Source organism: Streptomyces sp. NPDC049954 (assembly GCF_040656295.1).
GTDB lineage: Bacteria > Actinomycetota > Actinomycetes > Streptomycetales > Streptomycetaceae > Streptomyces.
Genome location: NZ_JBFALS010000002.1, coordinates 195,940 through 222,299, shown reverse-complemented (window position 1 = coordinate 222,299; position 26,360 = coordinate 195,940). Strand labels below are relative to the sequence as shown.

Below are 26,360 nucleotides of genomic sequence, written 5' to 3'. Positions count from 1 at the left end.
GGGCCCGCGTGGTGACCGGATTCACGAATCAGGACAAGCCGGGGCGTGCCCTCACGCAAGGCGCACCAGGAACGGGGGACGCTCAGCCCGCGCGGCGGTGCTGACGGGAACGGGAGCGCTTCTCGACGTACATCCGCTGGTCCGCCGACTGCAGTACGTCGTCCGCGCTCTCCCCGCACTGCGCCCAGCCGATGCCGAAACTCGCGCCGACCCGGACCGAGCGCCCGTCCACCCTGATGGGCTGCGTGATGGCGGTGCGCAGCCGTACCGCGAGGTCCTCGGCGTCGCTGCGGCCCACTCCGTCCGCGAGCACGACGAACTCGTCGCCGCCCAGCCGCGCCACGGTGTCCCCGTCCCGCACCCCGCCGGTCATGCGGCGTGCGACCTCGATCAGCACGGCGTCGCCGACGTGGTGGCCGAAACGGTCGTTGATGGGTTTGAAACCGTCGAGGTCGCAGAAGAGGACCGCGAGCCCCTTGGTGCCGTCGTCCGGCTCACCCTCGGGCGGCGGGGCCACCGCGTGGACGTGGTGTCCGTAACTCCCGTACCCGTCTCCGTACGGGCCCCCGGGGCCGCTGTCCGGCGCGAGGTCGTAGGTGTGCCCGCCCGAGTCGTGGACGGCGCCCGGCCCGTAGGGGTCCCCGGTCGCGGCCGCGTAGGGGCCGCCCGCCGGGTCGTAGGCGGCGAAGCCCCCGGGGGGCGTGTCGCCGTACGCGGCGTCCAGGGACTCGACCGGGCTCGGCGGTCGCGACATGGGACGCCGGCACAGCCGCGCCCCGAGCCGGGCGCGCAGCTCCGCGCTGTTCGGCAGGCCCGTGAGGGCGTCGTGGCTGGCCCGGTGCGCCAAGTGCTGCTCGCGGCGTTTGCGCTCCCCTATGTCCTCGACGTGGGTCAGCAGGAAACGGGGGCCGTCGGCGGCGTCCGCGACGACCGAGTTGCGCATGTGCACCCACACGTAGTGGTCGTCCCGGCGCCGCAGCCGCAGTTCGGCGTGACCGCCCTCGGCCGAGGTGCGCAGCAGGGTGCCGAGGTCGTCGGGGTGGGCGAGGTCGGCGAAGGACCAGCGGCGCATCGAGGAGGCGGAGCGGTTCAGCAGCCGGCACAGCGCGTCGTTGGCCCGCAGGACGTGCCCGTGCTGCTCACCGCCGAGTTCCGCGATGGCCATACCGCTGGGGGCGTACTCGAAAGCCTGCCGGAAGGACTCCTCGCTGGCCCGCAGGGCCTGCTGCTCGCGCTCCAGCCGGACCAGGGCGCGCTGCATGTTGGCGCGCAGCCGCGCGTTGGAGATCGCGGTCGCGGCCTGGAAGGCGTACATCTGCAGCGCCTCGCAGCCCCAGGCGCCGGGGCGCCTGCCGTCCCGGGGGCGGTCCACGGAGAGCACCCCGATCAGTTCGCCGCCGGCCGCCCCGGCCTCGTACATCGGGGCGAGGAGCATGTCCTCGGGGTGCCACTCGCCCTCGAAACGGGGCTCGGGTCCCGGGGTGTGCCAGGTCGGTACCTCGTACTCGTCGAGCATGCGCGCCGTGGTGTGGGGGATGAAGCGCAGGGCGCCCCATTCCTCGCCCACCGCGAGCCGGCGCTCCCAGGCCTCGCGGGCGCCGATCCGGCCGGTCAGGAGGGAGTCGGCGGCCAGGTTGCCGGAGAAGGCGGCGACCACGAGGTCGCCGTCCTGGCGGACGAGGTTGACGGCGGCCAGTTCGTACCCGATGCCGTTGACGACCCCGTCGGCGACCGCCTGGAGCGTGTCGGCGAGACTACGGGCGGTGTTGAGGTCCGCCACCACCTGATGGAGCTGTCGCATGGTCGCAAGACGGACGTAGGGCTCCGACTCGGTCTCCATGCTCGCTCTCCCCGAGACCTCGACAGCAACTCCAGGATCCGCGCGTACTCGCCAGTGGGTCAGCCGCGCGCCGTGCGGGCCGCTGATCGTTCGATCACACCGGCTTGAATGGCCTCTGCCACTGAATCACAGTGAGCTGCGCCGCCGGTACTCAGGGTCAGCAAAATTTGTCTCCTGTGACTCAAGTCACAGCAGAAACCGGGGACTTCGCGACTCTCCGTACGCGACGTCCGCTCGGCAGGCGTACAGAAAGCGACGGTCGCCCCGCGGGAGGTGACGGGACTCGGACACCTCTCCCGCCTCGTCCGCCCCTGGGCCGCTCGGCTGTCCCCCGGGGGCGGGCAGGGGGGCGGAGGAGGTCCTAGGTCCGGTCTCGGCCGCAGGTCCGATGCGGGGGCCATCGATGCGGCGTTAGCGTTTCACTGTGCTCAAGTCTCAGCTGCCCTCCCCCGCCGCCCCGTCCGACACCCCCCATGCTGTGGGGGTGAGCGATGACGAGTTCAAGGCCGCGCTGGGCCGGCTGGCGGCCGGAGTGGTCCTGGTGACGGCGCACGAGCCGCAGACCGACCCGGACGGCCCCCTGGGCGAGGACGCGGGCATGACCGCGACCGCCTTCCTGTCCGTCTCCCTCGATCCGCCCCTGGTCATGGTGAGCCTGCGGGCCGGTTCACGGATGGACGACCTGCTGGCCGAGCAGCCCCTGTGGGCCGTCTCCGTCCTCGCGCAGAGTCAGCTCCAGATCGCGGGGCGCTTCGCCATGAAGGGCCGGGTCAGCGACCGGCTGCTGTTCGCGGACCTGCCCTTCACCCGCGGGGAGCACACCGGCGCCCCGCTCATGGGCGGCGCGCTCGCCACCCTGGAGTGCCGCACGGAACAGCAGGTCCCGGCCGGGGATCACGTGCTGGTCATAGGCCGCGTACTGAGCGCCCGACTGCCGGGCGGGGACGGCGAACCGCTGCTGTACTTCCGGGGCAAGTACCGCCGGCTGGGCTGAGCGGCGGGGCGGCGACCGCGACCGCCGTCGCGACGGTGGTCGCGGTCGCCGATACCACGGTGGTCGCGGTCCTTCAGGTCCAGTCGCGGCCCGAGCGGCCGCGTTTGCGATCCGACTTCTGCTTCTTCTCGCGCAGCCGCCGCTCGTTGATGCCGCGCGGGATCTTGCGGGCCTTGCGCGGGCGCGGTGGCGGGGCCGTGGCCTCGGCGAGCAGCGCGGCGAGACGGGTCGCGGCGGTCTCCCGGTTGCGCCACTGGGAGCGGTGCTCGGAGGCGCGCACGGTGAGTACGCCGTCCACGAGGCGTTTGCCGAGCCGCTCCAGGGCGCGTTCCTTCCACACTTCGGGCAGCGCCTCGGTACGACCCAGGTCGAAGCGCAGCTCGACCTGGGTGTCGGAGGTGTTGACGTGCTGGCCGCCGGGCCCCGAGGAGCGGGAGAACCGCCACAGCAGCTCGGACTCCGGGAGCACGACCGAACCGCGGATGACGTAGGGACCGGACATGTGCTCCATGGTCGCGCGTCCGGACGAGGACGTCACATCGTTTTCACGCCGGTACGGCCCCACGCGCGGGCGCGATCCCGGTGCCCGCGCGACGGGAGCGGCGGCCGGGACGGAACGGTAAAGAAAGCAAAGAAGGCAGGAACCTACGGGCCGGGTGTCCGCGTTCATAGAGGTGACGGCAGCTTCGCCCCCAGTGCGGAGCCCGGCATCTCGACGAAAGGGACTTCCCATGGCTGTAAGCCTGTCCAAGGGCGGCAACGTCTCCCTCACCAAGGAGGCCCCCGGCCTGACCGCTGTCACGGTGGGCCTCGGCTGGGACGTCCGCACGACCACCGGCACGGACTTCGACCTGGACGCCTCGGCGATCGCGGTCAACCCGGAGGGCAAGGTCTACTCGGACGCCCACTTCGTCTTCTTCAACAACAAGCAGACCCCGGACCAGACGATCGTCCACACCGGCGACAACCGCACGGGCGAGGGCGAGGGCGACGACGAGGCGATCAACGTCAACCTCGCGGGCCTCCCGGCCGACGTGGACAAGATCGTGTTCCCGGTCTCCATCTACGACGCCGAGAACCGCAGCCAGAACTTCGGCCAGGTCCGCAACGCGTACATCCGCATCGTGAACCAGGCCGGCGGCACCGAGATCGCCCGCTACGACCTGAGCGAGGACGCCGCGACGGAGACCGCGATGGTCTTCGGCGAGCTGTACCGCAACGGCGCGGAGTGGAAGTTCCGTGCCGTGGGCCAGGGCTACGCCTCGGGCCTGGTCGGTATCGCCCAGGACTTCGGCGTCAACGTCTGACCCGCCCGCGGCACCCGCGGCGGGCCTGTCGCCCGCCGCGGGGCCGAAGCGGCGTCACGCGCCCTTGTCCGGGCTCAGTCGGTGAGGAGTTCCGCACGGTAGGGGTGGGCGGGGTAGACGCCCAGTTCACGGACCTCGGCGGAGAAGAAGGACAGTTCCTCCAGCGCCAGGGCGACCGAGGGCTCCTCGGGGTGGCCCTCGATGTCGACGTAGAACTGGCTCGCGAAGAAGCTGCCGCCGAGCTGATAACTCTCGATCTTCGTGATGTTGACCCCGTTGCTCGCGAAGGCGCCGAGCGCCTTGTAGAGCGAGGCGGGGATGTTGCGGGTGCGGAACAGCAGGCTCGTGATGTAGTCCGTGCCCTCGGCGCGGTCCGGGCGCGGCGCGCCCTGGGACATCGCGAGGAAGCGGGTCGTGTTGTGGTGTTCGTCCTCGACCGCCTCGGCGAGGACGTCCAGGCCGTACAGACCGGCCGCCGCGGGCGGTGCGAAGGCGGCCTCGTGCGGATCGCCGAGTTCCGCGATCTCACGGGCGGCACCCGCCGTGTCCTCGGTGACCAGCGTCCGCCAGCCGTGCTCCTGGGTGATCTTCCGGCACTGCCCGAGCGCGTGCACGTGGCTGCGTACCGTCGTGATGTCCTCGATCGCCGTCCCGGGCGGGGCCACGAGGTCGAAGCGGATGGGCAGGAAGGACTCGGCGAACACCCGCAGCCCCGACGAGGCGAGCAACTGGTGCACGTCGGCGACCCGGCCCGCCGAGGAGTTCTCCACCGGGATCAGCGCGATGTCGGCCTTCCCCTCGGAGACCGCGAAGAGCACGTCGGCAAAGGTGGAACAGGGAAGCGTGCGGCTGGTGGGGAACATGGCGGCACTCACGGCTGCGGAGTTGCAGCCGGGCTCACCCTGATATGCGACGACGGTGCTCATGGCACCCAACGTATCGAAAGGGACGACACCGGCGCCGCGCTGTCCACGGAGCGGAGGCGACGGGCCGGGCCGGGCCGGGCGGCGGGGCGGTACGAGCGGCGAGCACGGCGACACGGGCGGCGAGCGAGGCGACACGGGCGGCGAGTCGCGACGCTGGCGCGGCACAGGCGGCGAACGGCGGCTGGCGCGGCACAGGCGGCCCTGCTTCAGGAGGCAGGGATTGCAGAGGCGGGCAGAGGCAGAGCCAAAGGCAGGGAGTCTCCGCCCGCCTGTGCCTGCCTGCCCTAGCTAGCCTCCCGTCATGACGAGACCGCCTTCCGCTCACGCCTTCTCCGCCGTCGACGCGCAATCCCGGCCGGGGCGACTCGTCGGCGTCCTCGACAGTCTGAACCGCGAGCCCTTCTACGCGGCGTACAAGCGGAGGCTGCGAGAACTGCTGAACGCGGCGCCCGGCCGGCTCCTCCTCGACGTGGGCGCGGGCGGCGGGGACGCGGCCCTCGCGCTGCGGGCGGAGAGCGGTGCCCGGGTCCTCACGTGCGACGTGTCGCACACCATGACGGCCACCGCGCGGGAGCGGGGCCTGGCCGACGCGGTGACCGCCGACGCACACCGGCTGCCTTTCCGCACGGCCCACTTCGACGGGGCCTGGGCGGACCGGGTGCTCCAGCACGTGCGCGCGCCGGAGACGGTGCTCGACGAACTGGTCCGGGTCGTACGGCCGGGCGGGCGCATCGCCCTCGCCGACCCCGACTACGGCACGCAGACCCTCGACCTCGGACCGCACGACTCCTCGGGCCTGGGCCGCCGGGTGCGGGAGTACCGGGCGACGCGGATGCTGCGGCACGGCCGGCTGGCCCACCGGCACGCCGGACTGCTGGCCGCGCGCGGGGTGACGACGCTCACCGCCGAGGCGCACACCCTGGTCGTCCGTGACCCGCTCGCCGCCGATCACGTCCTCGGCCTGCGTACCTGGGGGCACGCGATGGCCGAGGCCGGGGCGCTGCGGCCGGCGGAGGCGGACCGGTTCGTGGAGCTGTTCGACACGGCGGTGCGCGAGAAGTGGTTCACGTACACGGTGACGTTCTTCGTCACGGCGGGAACGGTGCCGGGGCGGGTGTCGTCGCCCGGCGCCCCCGCACCACGCCGCTAACCTCCCGGCATGATGGTCGAAACCCTCGTGCCCGTCGACAACGACATTCCCGGCCCGGTCCTCACCGAGCTGACCGCGCTGTACGCCTCGAACCGTGAGTTCCAGCAGCTGAGCGGGGAGTTCCCGGACCCGGAGGACATCCGGCCGGAGCAGGTCGCCGCCTCCCTCGCCGACGAACTGTCGCATCCGGACGCGGAGGTGCTGCTCGCCCGCTCCCGGGGGCGGCTGGTGGGGATCGCGGTGACCCGGCGCCACCATCCCTCGCGCTCGGACGACCCCGACCCGTGGATCGGGCTGCTGATGATCGACGAGAGCGCGCACCGCTCCGGTTTCGGCCGCCGGCTCGCGCACACGGTCGAGGACCGGTTCAGGGAGGAGGGGCGTACCGGGGTGCGGCTCGCCGTGCTGGAGGACAACACCATGGCGTTCGCCTTCTGGGCGGCCCTGGGCTACGTCGTCATCGACCACCGCCCCGACCTGGTGCTCGGCCGCCCGACCCTCGTCCTGCGCAAGGACCTCGGCCCGGGCCCGGAACTGGACCCGCCGGCCGGGGCTCTCTGACCCCCGGACCCCCTCATGACGGGGCTCGCCTCTCGTTACGGCCTGGACGGCTTCCCTTTCCCGTACAACCAGTCCTTCCACACGCCGCCGAGGTCCTTGCCGGTGGTGTGTTCGGCGTAGGCGGTGAAGTCTGCGGTGTCCGCGTTGCCGTGCCGGTGGTCGGTGGCCCAGTCCTTGAGCAGGGCGAAGAAGGCCTTGTCACCGGCCTGTTGGCGTACCTTGTGCAGGACCATGGCACCGCGCTGGTAGACCGGCGCCTTCGAGATGTCGCGCGCCGAGGGCGGTTCGGCGGGCGGGAACTCCCATACCGCGGCGCTCGCTCCCGGGTCGCCCTTGAAGTAGTCGCCCTCGTAGAGCGCGTCGAAGGTGTGCTGGGCGCTCGGCCCTCCGTGTCGCTCCTGCCAGAGCCATTCCGCGTACGTCGCGAAGCCCTCGTTGAGCCACATGTCCCGCCAGCTCCTGGGCGTCACGGAGTCGCCGTACCACTGGTGCGCGAGTTCGTGCACGAGGAGACCGACGCCCGGAACACCCGTGAGGACCGGCCGGGTCTGAGTCTCCAGCGCGTATCCGGCGTCCCCCTCGCGCTCCACGACGGCCCCGGTGGACGAGAAGGGGTACGGACCGAAGGTGTCCGCCTCCCAGGCCAGGACCTCGGGCAGCCGGTCGAGCGCCTTGCGGGCCGCCGCGTGGTCGAGTTCCGGGTCGAAGGCGGTGATCGAGCGCAGCTTCCGGCCCCCGGTCCGCGTGGGGACGTCGATCGTCGTGTCCCGCACCTCGTACTCGCCGATCGCGAGGGTCGCGAGGTAACTCGCCATGGGCTGCCCCATGTGCCAGCGGTACGTCGTCCGCCCCTCCTCGTCGCGCCGCTCCCCGCGTGGTTCGCCGTTGGACAGCGCGCGCAGCCCCTTGGGGACGGTGACGGTCAGGTCGTACGTGGCCTTGTCGCCGGGGTGGTGGTTGCCGGGGAACCACGCCATGGACCCGGTGGGCTGGCCGAGCGCGAGGGCTCCGTCGGCCGTGGGCAGCCAGCCCTCCTCGGAACCGTCCGGGTCGGTGATGGTCCTTGGGGTGCCCGAGTACCACACGACGGTGCGGAACTCGTGGCCCTTGCCGAGGTCGCGCCGGGGGCGGATCGTCACGTCGTCCGCGTCCCTGCTGACCCGGGCGGTCTCCCCGTCCACCGTGACCTTCTCGATGTCGAGCCCGTGCAGGTCCAGGCGAAAGGCGGTCAGGTCCTGGTCCGCGCGGGCCCGGAGAGTGGCCACCCCGCGCAGGTGCTGGCCCGAACTCCGCGAGCTTTTACGGGTATAGGAGATCCGCAGGTCGTAGTGGAGCACGTCGTATCCACCGTTGCCGAGACGCGGGAAGTAGGGATCGCGCAGACCGGAAGTGCCCGGGGTGCCGTGCGCCCCGCGCGCGTCCGCACACGAGACGAGCGGCCCGAGAGACAGCACGGCCAGGACGGCGGCGCCGGCGCGGGTGGCCCTACGGAGGCGGGAAGGGGGACGAGGTCGTCTCGGCACCGGCAGATAATACGATCGACGGATGGTGATTTACGGCATTTCATCAGGTTGCTTCCTTGGCTCGGTTCCTCTTCCCTCCCCTGGGCTCCGGTCAGCTCGCTTTCCGCACCTCCGCCCTGACGTCGCCGTTCCTGCTCGACAGGTCGAGGAGGTGCGGCTCGGTGGCACTCTTCGCGTGGGGCACGTCGAGGGTGCGGTGACCGTTGGTGGTCGCGCCGCCGGTCCGGTAGACGGTGCCGTCGTCGGGGAGGACGACGGACACCTGTCCGTTGACGGTACGGCCGACGACGCGGGCCGGGGGCTCGGCGAAGCCCAGCCGGACCTTGCCGTTGGTGGTGCGGGCGTTCGCGTCGCCGTGGAGGGACGTCGCGTCTATGCCGCTGTTGGAGCTCTGGAGGTCGCTGTCCCCGGTGACCTCCTCGATGTCCATCCTTCCGTTGGTCGCGCGGGCGTGGAGCGAGCCGTCGACGTGGTGCGCGGTGATGCCTCCGTTCTCGGCCGACAGGCGCACCGGCCCCGTCACCCGGTCGACGGAGACGGAGGCCGAGGTCGTCGTGACGTTCAGGGCGCCTCGTACGTCGGAGAGGGTCACGCCGCCGTTGCGGGAGGTGATGGTCACCGGGTGCCGCAGCCCGGCGGCCCGCACGCTCGCGTTCCGGCTGTCGACGTCGACCGCGAGCTTCCTCGGCACCCGGACCTCGGCCCGGCCCTCGCAGGAGAAGTTGATGCCGGGGCAGTCCAGTTCGACCTTGAGCCGGTCCTCGTCCAGCGACCACGTGGCCTTCGGGCTGCGCAGGCCCGAGCCCCTGAGCCACCGGTCGACCCTCACGGTGGCACCGTCGTAAGGAACTATCCGCAGCTTCACGTTGCTGGTCCGCAGCGTGAGCCGGGTGCCGTCGTAGGCGAAGTCCTTGCGTGCGTGCACCTCGTCACCCCCACCGCAGCCGCTGAGCAGCCCGGCCACGAGCACGGCGAAGGCGGAGGACAGGGCGATGCGGACAGCCCTGCGGGAGCCGTGTCGGCCCGGGGACACGGCGGCGGGCGCTCCGCCGGTGTCGGAGCGGATGGAGGGGTCGGAAAAGGGGGCAGAGGCGGCAGAACTCTCAGGGTGGTCGTGGGGACCCGAACGGCTGGTGGATACGCGCGGCGTGAGGACCATGCGCTCAGCTTGCCGGGCCACCGGACCGCTCCACCATGAGGCGTACCGCAGAGAGTTACTGAGGTTTACCCCACCGTGTCCACTGTGGCGGGCCGCCCGCCAGGCCACTCATCCGGCCGCCGCCTCGGCCGTCACCCGGCCGTCACCTCGGCCGCCGTCTCGGCCAACCCGAGCAGCCTCTCGACGCGGTCGAAACCGAGGCGCCGCGCGTGCTGCCGTGCGGTGACGCCGTCACCGTCGGGCAGATCCGGCGTGGCGCCCGCCGCGAGCAGCAGCCGCACGACCTCCTGGTGCGCGGCGCCCCCGTCGCCGAGGATCACCGCCTCCAGGAGGGCGGTCCAGCCGAGACGGTTGACGTGATCGACGTCCATCTCCGTCTCCCGCAGCGCCGCACGGACGTACGCGACGTGCCCTCGTTCGCACGCCGGGATGAGCGCGATCCCGCCGAACCGGTTGCGCAGCGTCAGATCGGGATCCGCCGGGAGCAGGGCGCGCATCATCGCGACACTCCCCGTGACCCCCGTGACCAGCCACGAGCTGTTGAGCCGCTCGTCCTGCGCGTCCGGATCGGCCCCGGCCGCGACCAGTGTCCCGGCCGCCGCCACGTGGTCGCCGAGCGCGGCGAGCAGCAACGGGGTCCGGCCGGCGGCGTCCCGCACCTCCGGATCGGCGCCCGCGTCCAGCGCCTCCCGCACCCCGGCCTCGTCCCCACGGGCGGCCGCCTCCAGCAGCCGGTTTCCGGCGGCCGCAGCTGCGCCCCGGTCGCGCGGGTTCCGGTCGCGGCTGTACCTGTGGCTGGTCATCGTTTCGTGCACTCCTGCTTCTGGTCGTACGCGTCACACGGGTCCACGCGGGACCGCGGGTCATTCGGGTCACGTGGGTTCCGTACCTCGTGGTCCGCGCGGGTCGGCGGCCGGGGACGGTCGCGCCTGCCCCGGGGAGTCGTCACGTGGTCGTCGAGCCGTCGGCACGTCAGCACAGGCCGACTCGCTCATCCTCTCCCGGCCTCACGTCCGCCGGGCGCTCAGTGTCCTCTGCCCGCGGCCACCGCGGCGCCTCCCCGGGCCTCCGCGTGCGGACCCGCGGGCCGTCGCCTCGCCCGGGACTGCCCGGCTCCGGCCCCCGTGACACCATCGACCCGTGCTCGACATCGGTTACGCCCTCTCCCGCCGCTTCCCCGACCCGCCGCAGACCGACTACCGGCGGGCGGACCGGCACGCGCTGCGGCACGACCTGTTCAGCGGGGACGTGTATCTCGCGGACACCGAGAGCGACCGCGAGCTGTCCACAGCCTGGGGATGGGTGCCGGTGCTGGACTTCGCGTGGGCGCTGTGCGACATCGCGGAGCTGCTGGACGAGGACCCGCTGGGCAGCCGGGCCGCCCGGCCGCAGTACGCCGAGCTGGACTTCACGGAGTCCGCGGACCGGCTGCTGTTCGAGCGGCGCTTCGGCTGGGTCGACATCGAGGCCGAGTGGCTGCCCGCCGACGTTCCCCCGCTCGCCTTCCCGCACGCCGAACTGCGTGGCGAGGCCCGCGACTTCCTGCACGACCTGCTCGCCGACCTGTTCGACATGCACGAGGCGCTCGCCGACAACCCGGTGATCTGGGACCTACAGGCCCGCTTCCCCCGCCTCCCGGCCGGACGCGGCGGCCGCTGAGACCGCCCGGGGAACGGGGAACAGGGGGCCGCGCCCCCTACTCCCCGTGCTCCAGCACCCGCACCCCCCGTTCCGCCGCGAAGGCCGGGGCCAGGTCGATGAGCTGCTGCGGGCTGATCACGGCGCCGGAGAGGCGGTCCACTCCCCGGGCGATGAGCAGTTCGCCCGCGCTGCGCAGGTCGACGTCCTTCAGGACGGACCCGCTGAAGTCCACGCCGCGCAGCGCGCAGTCCACGAACTCGACCCGCTGGAGGGTGGCACCCCCGAAGTCCGGCTCGACCAGGACGCAGGACTCGAAGACCACGTCCTTGAGTTTTGCGGCGCGCAGGTTCAGATAGTCGATCTTCCCACCGCGCACCACGACGCGTTCCAGTACCGCACCGTGCAGCTGGACTCCGCCGAGACGGGGCTCGACGATCTCCGCGTCCCGCAGCGTGGCCTCCGCGAGGTCCGTGCCCACTCCCCGTACGGACTCCAGCCGGGAGTCCACGAACCGGGCGCGGGTCAGCCGGGTCTCGGTCAGGTCGCAGTCCACGAGCGCGCAGTCGAGGAAGCCGGCCCCGCCGCCGTCCTCCCCGCCGAGGTCGAGTCCACGCAGCTCCAGCCCGTCGTAGTCACCGTCGGGGGACAGACCGCCGGGTGGCAGCGGACTGAGCGGTGGCAGGCGCAGCGCCGGGCGGCGGGCGGGCGGTACGGCGGGCCGCCGGCGGGCGTCGCCGCGCGCCGGGGAGCCCTGCCGGGGTGACGAGGAGCGAGGAAGAGCCATGCGCCCATGGTGACGCACCCCACTGACACCGCCTCCCTCGCCCGAGCCGTGTCCCCGTCGGCCGACCTTGACCTCGACCATGGTTGAGGGCTCAGGCTGGGCTTCGGTACTCGCCACCGACCGACCTCCCACGGAGCCACGGAGCCAGCCATGCACGCGATCCGCCAGCACACGTTCGGCTCTCCGGACGTCCTCGTGTACGAGAGGACCGACGACCCTGTTCCGGGACCGGGACAGGTGCTCGTCGCGGTCGCCGCCGCCGGGGTGCACCTGCTCGACACGGCGATCCGCTCGGGCGTCAGGACGGGGCCGATGCCCACGCCGCCCGAACTGCCCACCATCCCGGGGCGGGAGATCGCGGGCACCGTCGTGGGACTTGGTACGGGTACCGATCCGGGGCTGCTGGGCAAGCGGGTGGTCACACACCTCGGTCTCGCGCCCGGGGGCTACGCGGAGCTGGCCGTGGCCGATGCCGCGAAGCTGCACGAGATCCCCGGCACACTGGACGAGGCCGCGGCCGTCGCCATGATCGGGACCGGACGTACCGCGCTCGGCATCCTGAACTTCGCCGCCCTCGGACCGGGCGAGGTCGCCCTCGTCCTCGCGGCCGCCGGCGGGCTCGGCACGCTCCTGACGCAGTACGCGAAGAACGCGGGCGCCACCGTCGTCGGGCTGGCGGGCGGGGCGCGCAAGACGGCGCTGGTCACCGAGAACGGCGCCGACCTGTCCCTCGACTACAACGAGCCCGGCTGGCCCTCCGCCGTACGCGGGTTCCTGGGCGGTCAGCGGCCCGTGACGGTCGTGTTCGACGGGGTGGGAGGCGCGGCGGCCGAGGAGGCCGTACGCCTGCTCGCCCCCGGGGGCCGGCATCTCGTGTTCGGCTGGTCGAGCCGGGGCATCGCCGCCGACGGCAGCGGATTCGACCTCACGGAGAGCGGACTGGCCGAGCGCGGCATCACCTCCGAACCGGTGCTCGGCCCGGTGATGATGGCGCGGGAGGGCGGCGAGAACCCGATGCGGGCACTGGAGAGCAGGGCGCTCGCGGAAGCCGCGGCCGGCCGTCTGCGGCCGAGGACCGACCAGTTCCCGCTGGCCGCCGCGGCACAGGCCCACCGCGCCCTGGAGGGCAGGGCCACGGTCGGGAAGGTCGTGCTGGAGCCCTGACCCGCCTCCGCCCGCAGGTACCGCGCGCACGTCCCGTTCGGAGGTGGCGGCCGGACCGGTCCGGCACTTCCCCGCCCCCGAACGGCGGCGGGCGCTAGGGTGCGGGCATGGCCGGTTCCCACCAGGAAAGCCCGACATCCCGCGAGTTATCCCCCTCGCACACCGGGACGTCCGTCCCGGAACAGCACGCGTCCGCGCTGCCCTCCGCCGCACGGACGGGCACGCGCCGGGCCGTCACGGTCCCGCGTCCCGCGCGTTCCGATCGGCCGTCACGTACCGCGCCGGCGCCGCTCTCCACCCCGGAGCGGCTCGCGGCCCTGAACATCACCGAGACCGACTGTCGCCAGTGCGGCACCGTCATCGCCGGACTCAACGGCCGCTACGCCTGCCCTTTGTGCGGCTGGGCCAACGCCTGGTCCGACGGGGACGAGTGAGGACGGAAGGGAGCGAGGACAAAGGCGAGTGAGTCGCTACCCGGACGCACCGGCCCGGGGCCGGGGACCGGGGGCTGTCCCAGGTCCGCGGCGTCGGCCGGCCGAGGTCATGGCCTGCGCCGTCACGTCGCCGAGGGTGAGCCCGTGCCGGTGGCCCGGGGCCGCGTGACGGTTCCTCCCTCGTGTCCCCGCGCGATACGGGTCTCCGTCCGGCGCGGGTCGCCCGGGGCCGCTCCGTTCAGGGCCGCGTCCGCCGAGAGGTACTCGGTCGCGGTCAGCGCGGGCCCCGAAGCGTCGGAGGCCGCCGCCATGAGGCGCGCCGCGGCGGCCGGCTCCGTTTCGGGCGGTACGACGAGCAGGTCCCAGCGCCCAGCGTTGTAGGAGAGCAGCAGCAGCTTGTTCGGGTCCAGTTCCGCCGTGAACCAGCCGACCTTGACGATGTGCCCCGGTACGGAGATCCGGCGCGGGACGGTCGGCCAGGAACGGAAGTTCACCGCGATCCGCGTGATCCTCCCCCAGCGGGAGTCGAGCGCCTCGATCAGCTGCGGGATCTCACGGGTCAGGTCGCGGGAGCGGGGCCACCAGGCCCCGTCGAGGAGACCGGGGGGTGCGTCGGGCTCCTTCAAGGAGAGTCGCGGCGGCTCGGGCGTCCCGGCCGGAAGGTCGGGCACCGCCGAAAGCGTCGCGGGGGGCTGCGCGTTGGTCGCGGACATGGCGCGAACCTGTCTCCGGGCGAGTGCCCGGCATTGTCACCTACCGGGAGCGACGCCGGCGGAGCCGGAATACGAAGAACTCCCGATGGGCCGAGGCTACTCCCCGCCCGGGCCCGGGCGGGCAGCGTGCGCCGGTGACATTGGTGGGCCGGGATTCGGCTGGCCCGGCCGGTGGGGGGTAGATACCCGACGCCGGGGCGCACAGGGCGCCCCCGGAGGCCGTACGACAGGAGTGTTCCGTGACCGAGGTGTTCCTGCGCAGGCTGTCCCGCTGGCAGGCCGAGACCCAGCGGGAGGCCATGGCCGACCTGTACGTCGAGTCGTACCAGGGCGCGCCGGGCGAGGTGTTCCAAGACCGCCAGGGCTTCCTGGACCGGTATGCCGAGGACGTGCAGCGCACCGGCTTCGAAATGGTGATCGCCGGGGCGGCCGAACTCGGCGGCTGCGCCTACGGCTACACGGTCGATCGCGCCGGTACCTGGTGGCAGGGGTTCACCGGGGCACATCCCGAGGCCGAGGAACTGACCGCCGCGGGACAGGTCTTCCTCGTCGCGGAGCTGATGGTGCGCCCCGGTGAGCGCCGCGCCCACGTGGCGACCCGGCTCCTGGAGCACCTGCTGACGCGGACGGAGACGGCGTGGGTCGTGGCGGGCGTGCCGGTGCACGCCTTCCCGGCGCACCACGCCTTCAGCTCCTGGGGGTGGGCCACTCTCGGACGCCTGGACGCGGCTCCGGCCTCCGCGACCGGGGCGCTCGACGTGTGGGGCAGGCGCCGGCCGCAGTGACGGCCGAGCCCTTCACGGGCGTCGGCCCAGCGGACCGGCCCCGGCGCCCGGCTCGTCACCCTGACAGGATCCGACGCCGGCTTCGTCACCCCTGACAGGATCCGACGCCGGCGTCGTCACCCCTCCCGCTTCGCCCCCGGCGCCTCCCGTGTGGCGCCCACCCTCGCCAGTGCCTCGTCCGTGAGCCGGTAGACGGTCCACTCGTCCTGCGGGCGGGCACCGAGGGACTCGTAGAAGGCGATGCTCGGGGTGTTCCAGTTCAGGACCGACCACTCCAGGCGTTCGTAGCCCTCGCGCACGCAGATACGGGCCAGTTCGGTCAGGAGTGCCTTGCCGTGGCCGCCGCCTCTGCTGGTGGGACGGACGTACAGGTCCTCCAGGTAGATCCCGTGCGTACCGCGCCACGTGGAGAAGTTGCGGAACCACAGGGCGAAGCCGACGCGCTCGCCCGCCGCGTCCTCCGCGATGTGGGCGAACACGGCGGGGTGCGCGCCGAACAGCGCCTCGGTCAGCTGCTCCTCGGTGGTGCGGACCTCGTGCAGGGCCTTCTCGTAGGTGGCCAGTTCGCGCACCATGGCGTGGATCTCGGAGACGTCCTCGCGGGTCGCCGGCCTGACGCGGCCGCCCGGGCCGCGCGTGGCGGCCGGTGTGCCGGGTGTCGTCCGTGTCGTCGTGCTGTCGCTCATGGGCGCAGGTTAACCGGCCTGTTCGCGCAGCAGCGCCCCGATCTCCACCTGAGCTGCCGGCAGCGGGCGACCGTCCTCGATCTCCCACAGGCAGTTCTGGAGGACCCGGGCCAGGGTCCAGGCCGCGGCCCGTCGCCGGTCAAGGCCCAGGACGTCCGTCATCGCGTCGAAACGGCGCGCGGTCTGCCCGGCGTCGTAGCGGTTGTGCAGCGCGGGCAGCAGATCGAAACCGGGATCGCCCGCGAGCGGTTTCGGGTCGATCGCGAGCCAGGGTGCCCGGCCGGACGCCAGGACGTTCTGGAAGTGCAGGTCCCAGTGGAGCAGCCGGTCGCCGGGTTCCGGCAGGACGTCGCGGAGTGCGGCGCCGCAGTCCGCGAGCAGGTCCCGCACCCCGGGGTCGGCCACTCGGGGCAGGGCGCGGGGCAGCGCGTCGAGCATCTCGCTCGCCACCGAGGCCAGGGTGCGCAGGCCCGCCGGGGCCCGGACCGAGTGGAGCAGGCGCAGCAGTTCGGCGATCCGCACGCTCGCCCGCACCGGGTCCGGCACGGAGCCGAGGTCGTGGCTCGCGTCGAGACGTTCCAGCAGGAGCGTCGCCGTGCCGGGGTCCTCGGCGAGGAGCCGGACGGCGCCCCGGCCCTCCCAGGCGCGCAGGGCCGCACCCTCCCCCTCGCTCTCCTCGGTGCGCAACTGGAGTTTGAGGACGGCGGGCGTGCCGTCCGCCCTGCGCACCGGGAGGACCAGGGCGGCCGCTCCGTGCAGCGGGGTGCCGTCCGGCCGCAGGTCCCAGGCGTCCAGGAAGTGCGCCGCTCGGGAGGGCAGTTGTTCGACGAAGGCCCGCCCGGCCTCCTTCTCGTACCGGATCTGGCTCTCGACGAGGGCCGCGGGCACCTCGAACGGGGCATCGGACGGCACGGGGAGGCCGGCATCGGACGGGGCGGGAACCGGAGTGTCGCTCACGCGGGGATCGTAGGTCCGTGAGCGCGGGTGACGTGCGTCGCCCGTGAGCGCAGGCGGCACGTCACCGACCCTTCCGGCTGCGCCCTCCGGCGTGGTCCGCCGAGACGGCCCTGCCGGACCGGACCGCCGTACACGCTCTCCAGTTGTCAAGGTGCGCCCCGGCCACCACCCGCCACCTGCCGCCGCACCGCCGCTCTCCCCTGCCGTGCCCGGGGGCGGCCGGCAGGAGAGGGCGGTGGAGGAGTGCGGGGCGGCGGGAGGCACGGGTGGCGGCGGGTGCGGGAAGGGGGACTCAATAACTCCCCGCATCCGTAAAACTACCTTCAGTAGTCGCCCGGGAATCCCACGCGAACGGATGGTTTGAAGCGGCGGCGCAGCAGAAGAGCAACCGCCGGGAAGCGCGGGTCAGGACGCTTCACTCGCGGCACCGGTCATCTGGAGCCGGCCGCCGCGACTCTCCGCCACCCGTAGGGCGTCTCTCAGTGCGGAACTCAAATGGGTGACGTAGAAGAGCAGTTCCGTCTCGGAGGTCGCGCCCTCGCGCAGGGCGCTCTGCACGTGGTCGAGCAGCTCCTGCGCCATGGCGAGCTGTATGGCTTCGACACTGTCCGCCAGGCGGGAGACAACGCTGTCGGCCACGGCGTCACCGACGCTGATCAGGTAGCAGTCCTTACCGCCTTCACCGGTCCACGGGAGCAGTCGCATCGCCGCGCCCCCTCTCCCGCCGTCGGCTCCTCGGTTCGTCGTCCATGTCCGTCGCGCTCCTCTCTCCCGGCGACGTCCCGGACCCCACGGCCTGCTGCCGTGGCGGGCGTCGGCGGAAGCAAGGCTTCCGGTCCGGGCGCCCGGTTCCCATCCGAAGGCCCTATGGGACCGGCCTATATTCGCGACATGGGGCAGATTTCGGATTCCGTCTGGTCGCATCCGGAGCTCGACGCGGCCGTCGCGCGGGCTGACTGGGGCGCGGTGTTCCGCGCGTACCGGAAGTTCACCGGCCTGAGCCAGACCCGGCTCGGGGAACGCGTCGGCCTGGCGCAGTCGGACGTGTCGGACATCGAACGCGGGCGGCGCCGGGTGACGTCGGTGGAGGTGCGGTCGCGCATCGTCGCCGGACTCGGCGTGCCGGTCGTCGGCGTCCCCGAGCAGGCGGGGCCCGACCGGGCCGGCCCCGGCGGGGCACCGCCCCGCGCGGCGCGGCTTCCGGTCGCCGGGCTCGCGCTGCCGGGGACGGAGCCGGACGAGGACCTCGCCGACCGGCTCACCGGCACGATCGTCTCCGTCCCTGGTCAGCGGGGGGTGGACGCCGCGACCCTCGACTGGCTCGACCGGCTGCTCGCCGAGCACCGGCGCGCGGAGGACACCATCGGGTCGCGGCCTCTCGTCGGCATCATGCGCCGGCAGCTGCACACGGTCACCGGCCTGTACGAGCGCACGCGCGGGCCGCTCACGGGCCGCGTGGTGCGGCTGGCCGCCGAACACGCCCAGTTCCTCGCCTGGATGGCACAGGACCAGGGTGACACCACCACGGCCCTGTCCTGGTACGGCCGTTCGCACGAGTGGGCGCTGGAGGCGGGGGACGCCGACATGGCCGCCACGACGCTCAGCATGAAGGCGCACGGCGCGTGGTCGCGCGGCGAGGGCCCGAAGTGCGTACGGCTCGCGCAGGCGGCCCGCTGGTCGGCGCCGGGCGCCTCGCCCGGCGTACGGGGGATGGCCGCGCAGATGGAGGCGCGCGGCCACGCGATGGCCGGCGAGGCCGGGGCGGCGCACCGGCTGCTCGACGAGGCGCAGGAGCTGATCGTCCGGGCCGCCGGGCGGCCGGAGGAGGAACCGGCGTGGATGTACTTCTACGACGAGACCTGGTTCACGCTGCAGCGCGGCATGGCCTCGATGCAGCTGCGGCAGTGGCGGACCGCGGTCGACCAGCTCACGACCGGGCTCACGGCGCTGCCCGCCACCTATCGGAGGGACCGCGCCTGGTACCGCGCGTGCCTCGCGCACGCCCTGGCCGGTGCGGGTGAGGCCGCCCAGTCCCTCGCGACCGCCCTGGCCACCGTCCCGGACGCGGACGGCGTCGGCCGCCCGCACGCGTGGCAGGAGCTGCACACCACGGCCTCGCTCCTGCTGCGGCGAGGGGCGGCCGAGGGCAGGGAACTCGTCGCGGCTCTCGCCGAGAGGGGCTGACGGCAGCGGCGGGGACGGCGGTGCGGCTCGTCCGTCAGCCACCCGCGTCGTACGAAACGGGGACGGCACGCCCCGCGAAGGTGCCCCCGCACGCGAAAGCGCGCCCGCCTCCACCTGGGACGGGCGCGCTCCCCGCGTGTCGTCAGCGAGAGGGCCGGGCGGCCCGCTGGTGCGTCTCCCCCGTCATGTCCTCCAGCTCGACGTTCTTCGTCTCGGGGACCTTCGTGCGGACGAAGACGAAGCTGGCGAGGGCGAAGAAGGCGAACGCGCCGTAGAGCCAGGACAGGCCGACCTTCCGGGTCATCGGTTCGAAGGAGAAGGTGACCAGGAAGTTGAACAGCCAGTTCGAGGTCGTGCCGATCGCGAGCGCCATCGCGCGCATCCGGTTCGGGAACATCTCCGCGAGCATGATCCACATGATCGGGCCCCAGGACAGCGCGAAGAACACGACGAACATGTTGGCGCCGACCAGCGCCAGCGGGCCGTACGGGCTGGGCAGGCTCACGTCGTCGCCGGTGCCCTGCTGCTGGGAGAAGGCGACGGAGGTGAGCGCGAGGGCGAGGAACATGCCGACCGAACCGATCGACAGCAGGATGCGGCGCCCGACCCGGTCCACGAAGAGCATCGCGACGACGGTCATGACGACGTTGATCCCGGCCGTGATCACGGAGGTCGTGAAGGAGCTGGACTCGCTGAAACCGACCGACTTCCACAGCGTCGTCGAGTAGTAGAAGATCGCGTTGATGCCGACGAGCTGCTGGAACGCGGCCATCACGATGCCGACCCACACCAGCGGATGCAGTCCGAGGCGGCTGCCGCGGATGTCGGCGAAGCTCGACTTGTGCTCCTTGCGCAGCGTCTCCTTGATCTGCCGGGCCTTCGCCGCCCCGTCGCGTTCCCCGGAGACCCGTTCCAGTACCTTCGACGCCTCCTCCATGCGGCCGTTGAGCACCAGGTAGCGCGGCGACTCGGGGATGAGCAGCGCCAGGGTGCCGTACACGGCGGCCGGGATCACCCCGACCAGGAACATCCAGCGCCAGGCCGGAAGCCCGAACCACAGGTCCTGGGAGGAGCCGCCGGCCGCGCCCGCGAGCCCCTTGTTGGAGCTGAGGACGACGAGCTGCCCGATGGTGATGGCGAGCTGCTGAAGGGAGCCGAGGGCGCCCCGCCCGCTCGCGGGCGCGACCTCGGAGATGTAGGCCGGGGCGATCACGGAGGCGATGCCGATGCCGAGGCCGCCGATGACACGCCACACCAGCAGGTCCGGCACGGAGAAGGCGAGCCCGGAGCCGATCGAGCTGATGACGAACATGGCCGCGCCGAGCAGCATGACCCGGCGCCGGCCCCAGCTGTCCGCGAGCCGTCCCGCGTACCAGGCACCGACCGCGCAGGCCAGCAGTGCGATGGAGACGACGAAACCGGACAGGAAGTCGCCGAGGTGGAAGTGGTCGCCGAGCGCGTCCACCGCGCCGTTGATGACGGACGAGTCGAAGCCGAACAGGAACCCGCCGACGGCGGCGGCGATCGACACACCGACCGCTTTACCACCCGCCTTCGACTGCCCGTCCGCCGCCGCTCCGCCCGGTGTGCCCCTGCCCTGTGCCGCGCTCATCCGCATGCACCTTTCCGTTTCCGGCGCGTCGGCTCCTGGGAGACTCCTGAGAGGCCCGTCCCGGGGGCCGCCCCTGCGGGCGGCCGGTCCGGGCCGGTGTCGGCGCGCGCTCCGGTGTGTACATCCTTCGGCCGGAGTACACCCGGTGTGGTTTCGTTCCGCCTGTACGGGTGCGCCGAAAGGCCGTCTTTCACACCTTTGAATGACCTCCGCACCGGTAGTCGGCCCTGCCCGCGCCCGGTCCTGCGGCTTTTGTCGCCTTCGTCCCGCCGCCGTGCGCCGGGCCCCGTCCGCTTCAGCGGCGGCCCGCGGAAGACCCGGTCCCCCGGCGCGGAACCGTCGGGAGGGGCGGGGCAGACTTCGGGATCATGACGCTCACTCCGGCACGGCTGCGCCGTGTCTCCGACTCCGTGCACGTGTGGCTGCCGCCCCGCAGGGGCTGGGGTCTCGCCAACTGCGGGCTGGTGTCCGCGGGCGACGAGGCGCTGCTCGTGGACACGCCGTACGACCATTCCCTCGCCCGTACGCTGCTGAAGCAGGCGGCCGACGTGCTCCCGCCCGGCGTGGGCGTGTCACGGATCGCGGTGACGCACGCCAACGGGGACCACCTGTGGGGCGCGGGCGCGCTGCCCGAGGCGGAGATCCTCGCGACCCGCGAGGCGCTGCACCACATCGACTACGAGCCGAGCCCCGCCCAGTTGCACGCCCTGGTCACCGGGGGCGCCGGCCCGCTCGGCGACTACCTGCGGACACACTTCGGCGCGTTCGACTGGTCGACGGCTGACGCGGTGCGCCCGGACACGCTCATCGACGCGGAACACGTCCTGTCGGTCGGCGGGGTGACGGTACGGCTGATACCCCTGCCGCCCGCGCACACGACGGGCGACCTGATGGTGCACCTCCCGGACGAGGGCGTCGTGTTCACCGGCGACGTCGTGTTCGCCTCGACGGACGCCGAACCCGGCGACCATCCGGTGCACTGGGCGGGGCCCCTCGACGGAGTGATGGGCGCCTGCCGACAGGCACTCGACACGGGCGCGGACACCTTCGTCCCCGGCCACGGTCCGCTCCTCGACCGGTCCGGTCTCCTCGCGCACATCGACTACCTCGCGTACGTCCGCGACCGTGCCCACGCCCACCACGCGCGCGGCCTCACGGCCCTGGAGGCGGCCCGCAGCATCGTGGCCGAGGCCCGCCACCCGCGGCTCGCGCTGCCCGAACGCCTCGTCGTCACCGTCAGCTCCGAGTACCGCCACCTCGACGGCACCGAGCCGAGGCCGATACTCGAACTGTTCGTGGACGTCGTCGCGATCGCGGACGAGAGCCCGGGCGCGGCGTAGGGGACGCGGGAGGGGGCCGCACGTCGGCGGCCCCCTCCCGTTCCGCGACGCGGCGAGGTCGCGGCCCCGGCGCCTTGACGGCCGTATGGGGGCGGCGTCAGCGCGCCAGTACTTCCTGCGGCAGTCCCATGTCCTCCACCAAGGACCTGCGTACTTCCTCGGCCCCGGTGAGGACGCGTACCTCGGCGTGGCCGTCGAGGTGGGTCACCGTCAGTTCGGCGCGGGCCCCGCTCTCGTCCGCGAAGAGCGAGTAGTGCCGGTCGGAGGTCGTGTGCTGGATGCCCAGGCGCCTGTTGAACGGGGAGTGCGCGTGCGTCGCGACGTACCAGTTGGCGACCTCGCGGTCGGGCTGCGGGACCGGCTCGGTGGTGAACACGTACTGCGAGACCCAGCCGTCCGCCCCGTACGCCTGGAGCACCCAGGTGTCGAGCGAGGCGCCCTCGGGGCGGGTGCGGGCCAGGCGGTGGCGGCGGCCGTGCGCGTGGTGCTCGGCGTCGACGGTGAGCGCGACGGGCTCCGGGAGCGCCCCGATCGTGCCGAAGCCGACGTCGGCGAGGTACGGCAGCGGCTCGCCCTCGACGTCGACGAGCAGGGCCATGTGCGTGAGCGGCCGGCTGTCGAAGCGGTCGGTGCCGAGGACGACGCGGGCCGCGAGGCGCCGCACCGTGAAGCCCAGCGCCTCCAGGGCGGCGGCCAGCAAGGTGTTCTGCTCGAAGCAGTAACCGCCCCTGCGGCGGCGGATCAGCTTGTCCTGGATGTCCGCGAGGGCGAGCGAGGGTACGGTTCCGGCGACCGGATCGAGGTTCTCGAACGGCACCGCGAGAAGGTGCGCGCGGTGCACGGCGGTCAGGACCTCCAGGGCCGTCCCCCGCGGCGCGCGACCGCCCAGGCCGAGGCGGTCCAGGTAGGCGACGAGATCGAAATCCGCGCCGTCCCCGGCCCCCGCGGGGGCCGCCTTCGCGCCGGGTCCTGGAACACTGTGCGGGTTCGGAGTCATGCCCGCGAGCGTACGGGGATCCCTTTCGTCCCAGTCCGCTTCCGGCCGAGGCCGGTTTGTGTTCGGCCGGTTTGTGTTCTGGAGGGTTTCGGTCCCGGGCGGGTTCGGTCCCGGGCGGGTTCGGTCCCGGGCCGGTTCGGTCCGGTTGCCCTCATAGGCTCGGCGCGTGACACATTCTTCTCCCGCCGCTTCCGTACGCGCCTTTCACACCGCCTTCGGGCTGGACGCCCGCGACAGGCCCACCGAATTGCCACCCCGGGTCGCCTCGCACCGCCAGGACCTGTTGGCGGAGGAGTACGCGGAAGTCGCCGAGGTCGCGGTGGACGGTCCGCTCGACCACTTCGCGCACGAACTCGCCGACCTCGTGTACGTCGCCTACGGCACCGCCCTGGTGCACGGCATCGATCTCGACGCGGTCCTCGCCGAGGTGCACCGCGCCAACATGAGCAAACTCGGGCCGGACGGCGAACCCGAGCGGCGCGCGGACGGCAAGGTGCTGAAGGGCCCGCACTACCGCGCGCCGGACATCGCCGCCGAACTCCGCCGCCAGGGCTGGCGGCCGGCTGAGGCCGACGGGGCAACGACTGAGAGGGAAGGGGAGGAAGGAGGAGAGGGAGAGGGGAGCGAGGGCTGAGGCAGGGGCGGGCGGGGAGCGATCCGGAGTGGGAGGCGATCCGGCAAGCGGGAGAGTGCGTGGGGGCGCCGCCGTCTCCCCGTCGCCCCAGCCTCCTGTCCCTGCTCCCACGCCCCCTCCCCGTTCCCCTGTTCCTCTGCTCCCCTACCCCTCTACTCCCCTACTCCTCTACTCCACGAAGTACGTCGGGTTGGGCAGCTTGTAGCCCTTGTCGGCGTAGCCGCCGGTCAGGTCGGACTGCTGGTCGCCGAAGTTGCCGATGACGCGGTAGCCGGAGTCCTCCAGGTGCTTGCGCGTACCCGCCTTGTACTGGACGGTCGTGCAGTTCCACGCGGCGGCGCTCGCGCAGTCCTTGAGGTAGGCGGGCGGGTTCGCCTTGTCCTTGAGGAACAGGTGGGCCTTGTCGAGTTGCGTGTCGTAGCCGACCTTGGCGAGGTTCTTCGCGGCCCCCGGGCGCTGCGGCTCGCTCAGCCCGGTGAGGAAGAAGACCTCGACGCCGTGCTGCTTCGCGTAGCTCACGAGTTCCGGCATGCCGAAGACGGCGGGCCGGTTCGCCTGGTCGACGTACGCGTTCCAGGTGTCGTTGTCGTAGACGTAGTTGGTGCGCCGCTCGTAGTCGAAGCTGAGCAGCGCGGTGTCGTCGATGTCGAGCACGATCGCCGGCTTGGCCTTCGCCCCGCCGTGCTTCCCGTGCGCCTCGTGTCCGGTCCGCGCCGTGGCCTGCCTGATGTCGGCCTTCGCCCGGGACTCGACGCGGGCCAGGTCCTTCGCGTAGTCGCTGTGCTCGGAGGCGGTCCAGGTGCCGTCGGCCTGCTGCTGCGCGCCGTAGTAGTCATCGATCTGGCCGACGAGCAGGCCGATGTTCTGCGGCTCGTGACCTGCCTGCTGCGAACCGCCGTGCGCGCCTGCCGCTCCGGCCCCGTAGACCAGCGTTCCGGCCAGGGCACAGGCGGCGGTGACGCCCGCCACCTGAAGGGACTTCCGCATGGGGACTGCCTTTCGAAAGAACCGGTCACCGCGCGGGGCGCCGGGAGGAGATGCCGTGGGTGCGGGACTTGTCTACGCGCATCACACAGTCCTCGGAAAGGGGCTTGACCCCATCGATACCTGATCCATACACGCGTGTGCCGTCCCCGGTTTCCCGTCCGTTCGCACGAAGATTCCCGGTCCGCTGCCGCGAGGGCTTCGTGATCGGTGCTGGAGAGGCGGCGTCCGGGGTGTCGGCCGGGCGGGCGAGCCGACGAGGTGACGCTGCCTCATACCCCCCGTACCTGAGAGCTACAAGCGAGTTGGCTCCGTGGTGTGACGCGGCCGAGGGCTTGTCCTTCCTACCTTCAGTGCCTGAGGCGAGGCCACCCGGCCCGCCCCGTTCGGCCGTGCCCGGCCGGCGTTCCCGTCACGGAAAGGCACCTGCCATGACGCCTCGTTCGTCCGGCCGTACGCAACTGCGGGCGCCCGCCCGTTCCGACGAGGTGCGGCGGGCGCCGTCTGGTCCCGGCCGCACGCGCTGGGCGGCTCTTCTCGGCCCATTGCGCCGGGCACCGCGCCGTCCGGGCCTGAGGCGGCCGGCCCCGTCGCGCGATCCCGGCCGAGTGCGGCGGGCGTTGCCGGCCCTCCTCGTCACCGCGCTGGTGGCGGTCCTGCTGACGGGAGCGGCACGGCCCGCCGCCGTTCCCGCCCCCGTACCCAGTCCGCTCGGCCCGTTGCGGCCGGCCACGCCGGAGCGGCTCACCGTCCGGTACGCCACGACGCGCGCCGACATCACGGCGGCCGCGCGTACCGCCCGGGTGCACGGAGACGCACGACGCGCGGCGTCCCTGCACGCCATGGCCGCCCCGGGCCGGCGGTTCCTCTCCTTCGACGGACGTGACGGCGGTCGGTCCGTCGAGGTGTTCGGTGATCTGTCGCACGCGGAGCGGATCGCGGTGCTGGTACCCGGTTCGGACACCGGACTCGACCAGTACGGGCGGCTGCGGGACGGGGCACGTGCCCTGTCGCGTGGACTCGGCCCCCGGTCGGCGGTCGTGGCGTGGCTCGGCTACGCGACGCCGAGCACGGTCGGCCCGTCGGTCCTCACGCCGGGCCGCGCCGACGAGGGGGCTCCCGCGCTACGGGGCTTCGTGGGCGCGTTGCACGGGGCGCGGCCGGGGGCGCGGATCTCCCTGGTGTGCCATTCCTACGGTTCGGTGGTGTGCGGCAGGGCGGTGCACGGACTGCCGGTCAACGAGCTGGTGCTGTACGGCAGTCCAGGCGCCGGGCGCGCCACGGTGGCGGGGCTGGGACTTCGCCCCGGGGCGCGGGTGTGGGCAGGCCGGGGCTCGCGGGACTGGATCGCCTCCGTGCCGCACACCGCACTGCGCTTGCCGTTCACGGGGACGACGCTGGGCCTCGGGGCCGATCCGTTGTCCCCCGCCTTCGGCGCCCGGGTGTTCGACGCGGGGAACGCGGCCCACAGCGACTACCTGCGACCGGGCACGACCTCGCTGAAGAACATCGCAGGCCTCGTGGTGGGCCGGGTGCCCGTGGCCGCCCCCGACCGTGCGGGACGGGTGCACGAGGCGAGGCCCGCGCCGGAGTCCGCCCACCAGCCGCGAATCCAGCTCTCCTCTCAACACCCCTCCGCCTGGACCGCGCAGCCCGCTCAGTCCACCCAGCTCGTCCAGCCCGCCCAGCTCACTCACCTCAGCCAGTTCCTCCAATCCACCCAGTTCCTCCAATCCGCCCAGCTCGCTCACCCCCGAGAGGTGGTACGGCAGGTGGTACGCCATGGCTGAGAACCCGCGTCCGCGCCCCTCCGGCCGAGCGGCGCACGCCGACCGGCCGAGCACCGCCTCACTGCCGACCGCACATCCGGCACCGGGCCCTTCCGCCCGCCTGTCTTCTCGCTCATCCCCTGGCTCGTCCTTCCACTCGTCCCCTGGCTCGAACTCCCACTCGCCCTCCCCCTGTCCCTCTCTCCCGTCCTCAGC

General features: G+C 72.8%; 25 protein-coding genes and 1 pseudogene. 12 read left to right on the top strand and 14 right to left on the bottom strand.

The annotated features are described in order from the left end of the window. Positions 1–82 precede the first annotated feature (82 nt). A complete protein-coding gene (gene cdgB / locus AB0J21_RS04495; RefSeq protein ID WP_363144309.1) occupies positions 83–1,840 on the bottom strand; it encodes a diguanylate cyclase CdgB in 1,758 nt (585 codons plus the stop codon). A 424-nt stretch (positions 1,841–2,264) separates the two neighbouring features. Between cdgB and AB0J21_RS04490 the strand changes: the two genes are divergently transcribed. Continuing rightward, complete coding sequence (locus AB0J21_RS04490) at positions 2,265–2,834, top strand: flavin reductase family protein (RefSeq protein ID WP_363144308.1); 570 nt, start codon at positions 2,265–2,267, stop codon at positions 2,832–2,834. 73 nt (positions 2,835–2,907) lie between these two features. Here the strand turns inward: AB0J21_RS04490 and arfB are convergent, their stop codons facing one another. Beyond that, the gene (arfB, locus tag AB0J21_RS04485; protein WP_363144307.1) at positions 2,908–3,336 is read right to left on the bottom strand and encodes an alternative ribosome rescue aminoacyl-tRNA hydrolase ArfB; all 429 of its coding nucleotides are present in this window, start codon (positions 3,334–3,336) and stop codon (positions 2,908–2,910) included. A 229-nt stretch (positions 3,337–3,565) separates the two neighbouring features. Between arfB and AB0J21_RS04480 the strand changes: the two genes are divergently transcribed. After that, positions 3,566–4,141 (top strand): TerD family protein, encoded by a 576-nt coding sequence (locus tag AB0J21_RS04480; RefSeq protein WP_363144306.1) that lies wholly within the window; start codon positions 3,566–3,568, stop codon positions 4,139–4,141. 74 nt (positions 4,142–4,215) lie between these two features. Here the strand turns inward: AB0J21_RS04480 and AB0J21_RS04475 are convergent, their stop codons facing one another. Then, positions 4,216–5,067 carry a prephenate dehydratase gene (locus AB0J21_RS04475; protein WP_363144305.1) on the bottom strand — a complete coding sequence of 284 codons (852 nt, stop codon included), beginning with the start codon at positions 5,065–5,067 and terminating at the stop codon, positions 4,216–4,218. Between the two features lie 301 nt (positions 5,068–5,368). Between AB0J21_RS04475 and AB0J21_RS04470 the strand changes: the two genes are divergently transcribed. Beyond that, entirely contained in the window at positions 5,369–6,217 is an 849-nt protein-coding gene (locus AB0J21_RS04470) for a methyltransferase domain-containing protein (protein ID WP_363144304.1), read from the top strand. 9 nt (positions 6,218–6,226) lie between these two features. Beyond that, the gene (locus AB0J21_RS04465; protein ID WP_363144303.1) at positions 6,227–6,778 is read left to right on the top strand and encodes a GNAT family N-acetyltransferase; all 552 of its coding nucleotides are present in this window, start codon (positions 6,227–6,229) and stop codon (positions 6,776–6,778) included. 35 nt (positions 6,779–6,813) lie between these two features. On the opposite strand, the gene AB0J21_RS04460 is transcribed toward AB0J21_RS04465, so the two are convergent. The 3 genes from AB0J21_RS04460 to AB0J21_RS04450 all read right to left on the bottom strand — a co-directional run bounded on the left by AB0J21_RS04460 (position 6,814) and on the right by AB0J21_RS04450 (position 10,263). Next, positions 6,814–8,232 (bottom strand): M1 family metallopeptidase, encoded by a 1,419-nt coding sequence (locus AB0J21_RS04460; RefSeq protein ID WP_363144302.1) that lies wholly within the window; start codon positions 8,230–8,232, stop codon positions 6,814–6,816. Positions 8,233–8,392: 160 nt separating this feature from the next. Further along, complete coding sequence (locus tag AB0J21_RS04455; protein ID WP_363144300.1) at positions 8,393–9,334, bottom strand: DUF4097 family beta strand repeat-containing protein; 942 nt, start codon at positions 9,332–9,334, stop codon at positions 8,393–8,395. 257 nt (positions 9,335–9,591) lie between these two features. After that, positions 9,592–10,263 carry an ankyrin repeat domain-containing protein gene (locus tag AB0J21_RS04450; protein ID WP_363144299.1) on the bottom strand — a complete coding sequence of 224 codons (672 nt, stop codon included), beginning with the start codon at positions 10,261–10,263 and terminating at the stop codon, positions 9,592–9,594. A gap of 337 nt (positions 10,264–10,600) precedes the next feature. Here AB0J21_RS04450 and AB0J21_RS04445 point away from each other — a divergent pair, with 337 nt between their 5' ends. After that, entirely contained in the window at positions 10,601–11,119 is a 519-nt protein-coding gene (locus AB0J21_RS04445) for a hypothetical protein (RefSeq protein ID WP_363144298.1), read from the top strand. A 37-nt stretch (positions 11,120–11,156) separates the two neighbouring features. On the opposite strand, the gene AB0J21_RS04440 is transcribed toward AB0J21_RS04445, so the two are convergent. After that, positions 11,157–11,885 (bottom strand): pentapeptide repeat-containing protein, encoded by a 729-nt coding sequence (locus AB0J21_RS04440; RefSeq protein ID WP_363144296.1) that lies wholly within the window; start codon positions 11,883–11,885, stop codon positions 11,157–11,159. A 150-nt stretch (positions 11,886–12,035) separates the two neighbouring features. On the opposite strand from AB0J21_RS04440, the gene AB0J21_RS04435 reads away from it, so the two are divergent. Next, positions 12,036–13,049, top strand: a complete 1,014-nt coding sequence (locus AB0J21_RS04435) for a zinc-binding dehydrogenase (protein WP_363144295.1) — start codon at positions 12,036–12,038, stop codon at positions 13,047–13,049. Between the two features lie 107 nt (positions 13,050–13,156). Then, entirely contained in the window at positions 13,157–13,483 is a 327-nt protein-coding gene (locus tag AB0J21_RS04430; RefSeq protein ID WP_363144294.1) for a hypothetical protein, read from the top strand. Between the two features lie 122 nt (positions 13,484–13,605). Here AB0J21_RS04430 and AB0J21_RS04425 read toward each other — a convergent pair whose 3' ends face one another. Continuing rightward, complete coding sequence (locus AB0J21_RS04425; RefSeq protein ID WP_363144293.1) at positions 13,606–14,196, bottom strand: DUF5994 family protein; 591 nt, start codon at positions 14,194–14,196, stop codon at positions 13,606–13,608. Between the two features lie 239 nt (positions 14,197–14,435). Between AB0J21_RS04425 and AB0J21_RS04420 the strand changes: the two genes are divergently transcribed. Next, positions 14,436–14,981, top strand: a complete 546-nt coding sequence (locus AB0J21_RS04420; RefSeq protein WP_363144292.1) for a hypothetical protein — start codon at positions 14,436–14,438, stop codon at positions 14,979–14,981. 116 nt (positions 14,982–15,097) lie between these two features. Here the strand turns inward: AB0J21_RS04420 and AB0J21_RS04415 are convergent, their stop codons facing one another. The 3 genes from AB0J21_RS04415 to AB0J21_RS04405 all read right to left on the bottom strand — a co-directional run bounded on the left by AB0J21_RS04415 (position 15,098) and on the right by AB0J21_RS04405 (position 17,329). Beyond that, positions 15,098–15,667 carry a GNAT family N-acetyltransferase gene (locus tag AB0J21_RS04415; RefSeq protein ID WP_363144291.1) on the bottom strand — a complete coding sequence of 190 codons (570 nt, stop codon included), beginning with the start codon at positions 15,665–15,667 and terminating at the stop codon, positions 15,098–15,100. Between the two features lie 9 nt (positions 15,668–15,676). Then, on the bottom strand, positions 15,677–16,579 hold the full coding sequence (locus AB0J21_RS04410; protein WP_363144690.1) for an aminoglycoside phosphotransferase family protein: 903 nt from the start codon (positions 16,577–16,579) through the stop codon (positions 15,677–15,679). Between the two features lie 450 nt (positions 16,580–17,029). After that, positions 17,030–17,329, bottom strand: coding sequence for a hypothetical protein (locus AB0J21_RS04405; protein ID WP_363144290.1), 300 nt, complete (start codon positions 17,327–17,329; stop codon positions 17,030–17,032). Positions 17,330–17,515: 186 nt separating this feature from the next. Between AB0J21_RS04405 and AB0J21_RS04400 the strand changes: the two genes are divergently transcribed. Next, positions 17,516–18,808: a helix-turn-helix transcriptional regulator gene (locus AB0J21_RS04400; RefSeq protein WP_363144288.1), complete on the top strand. Its 1,293-nt coding sequence runs from the start codon at positions 17,516–17,518 to the stop codon at positions 18,806–18,808. 142 nt (positions 18,809–18,950) lie between these two features. Here the strand turns inward: AB0J21_RS04400 and AB0J21_RS04395 are convergent, their stop codons facing one another. Next, positions 18,951–20,420, bottom strand: coding sequence for a sugar porter family MFS transporter (locus AB0J21_RS04395; protein ID WP_363144287.1), 1,470 nt, complete (start codon positions 20,418–20,420; stop codon positions 18,951–18,953). A gap of 368 nt (positions 20,421–20,788) precedes the next feature. On the opposite strand from AB0J21_RS04395, the gene AB0J21_RS04390 reads away from it, so the two are divergent. Next, entirely contained in the window at positions 20,789–21,760 is a 972-nt protein-coding gene (locus AB0J21_RS04390) for an MBL fold metallo-hydrolase (RefSeq protein WP_363144285.1), read from the top strand. A gap of 97 nt (positions 21,761–21,857) precedes the next feature. Here AB0J21_RS04390 and AB0J21_RS04385 read toward each other — a convergent pair whose 3' ends face one another. Beyond that, positions 21,858–22,757, bottom strand: coding sequence for an arylamine N-acetyltransferase (locus AB0J21_RS04385; protein WP_363144284.1), 900 nt, complete (start codon positions 22,755–22,757; stop codon positions 21,858–21,860). 166 nt (positions 22,758–22,923) lie between these two features. On the opposite strand from AB0J21_RS04385, the gene AB0J21_RS04380 reads away from it, so the two are divergent. Then, a complete protein-coding gene (locus AB0J21_RS04380) occupies positions 22,924–23,391 on the top strand; it encodes a hypothetical protein (protein ID WP_363144283.1) in 468 nt (155 codons plus the stop codon). 168 nt (positions 23,392–23,559) lie between these two features. On the opposite strand, the gene AB0J21_RS04375 is transcribed toward AB0J21_RS04380, so the two are convergent. Then, positions 23,560–24,378: an HAD family acid phosphatase gene (locus AB0J21_RS04375; protein WP_363144282.1), complete on the bottom strand. Its 819-nt coding sequence runs from the start codon at positions 24,376–24,378 to the stop codon at positions 23,560–23,562. Between the two features lie 605 nt (positions 24,379–24,983). Here AB0J21_RS04375 and AB0J21_RS04370 point away from each other — a divergent pair. Beyond that, a pseudogene (locus AB0J21_RS04370) lies at positions 24,984–25,898 on the top strand (alpha/beta hydrolase); the annotation flags it as partial. Between the last annotated feature and the right edge of the window lie 462 nt (positions 25,899–26,360).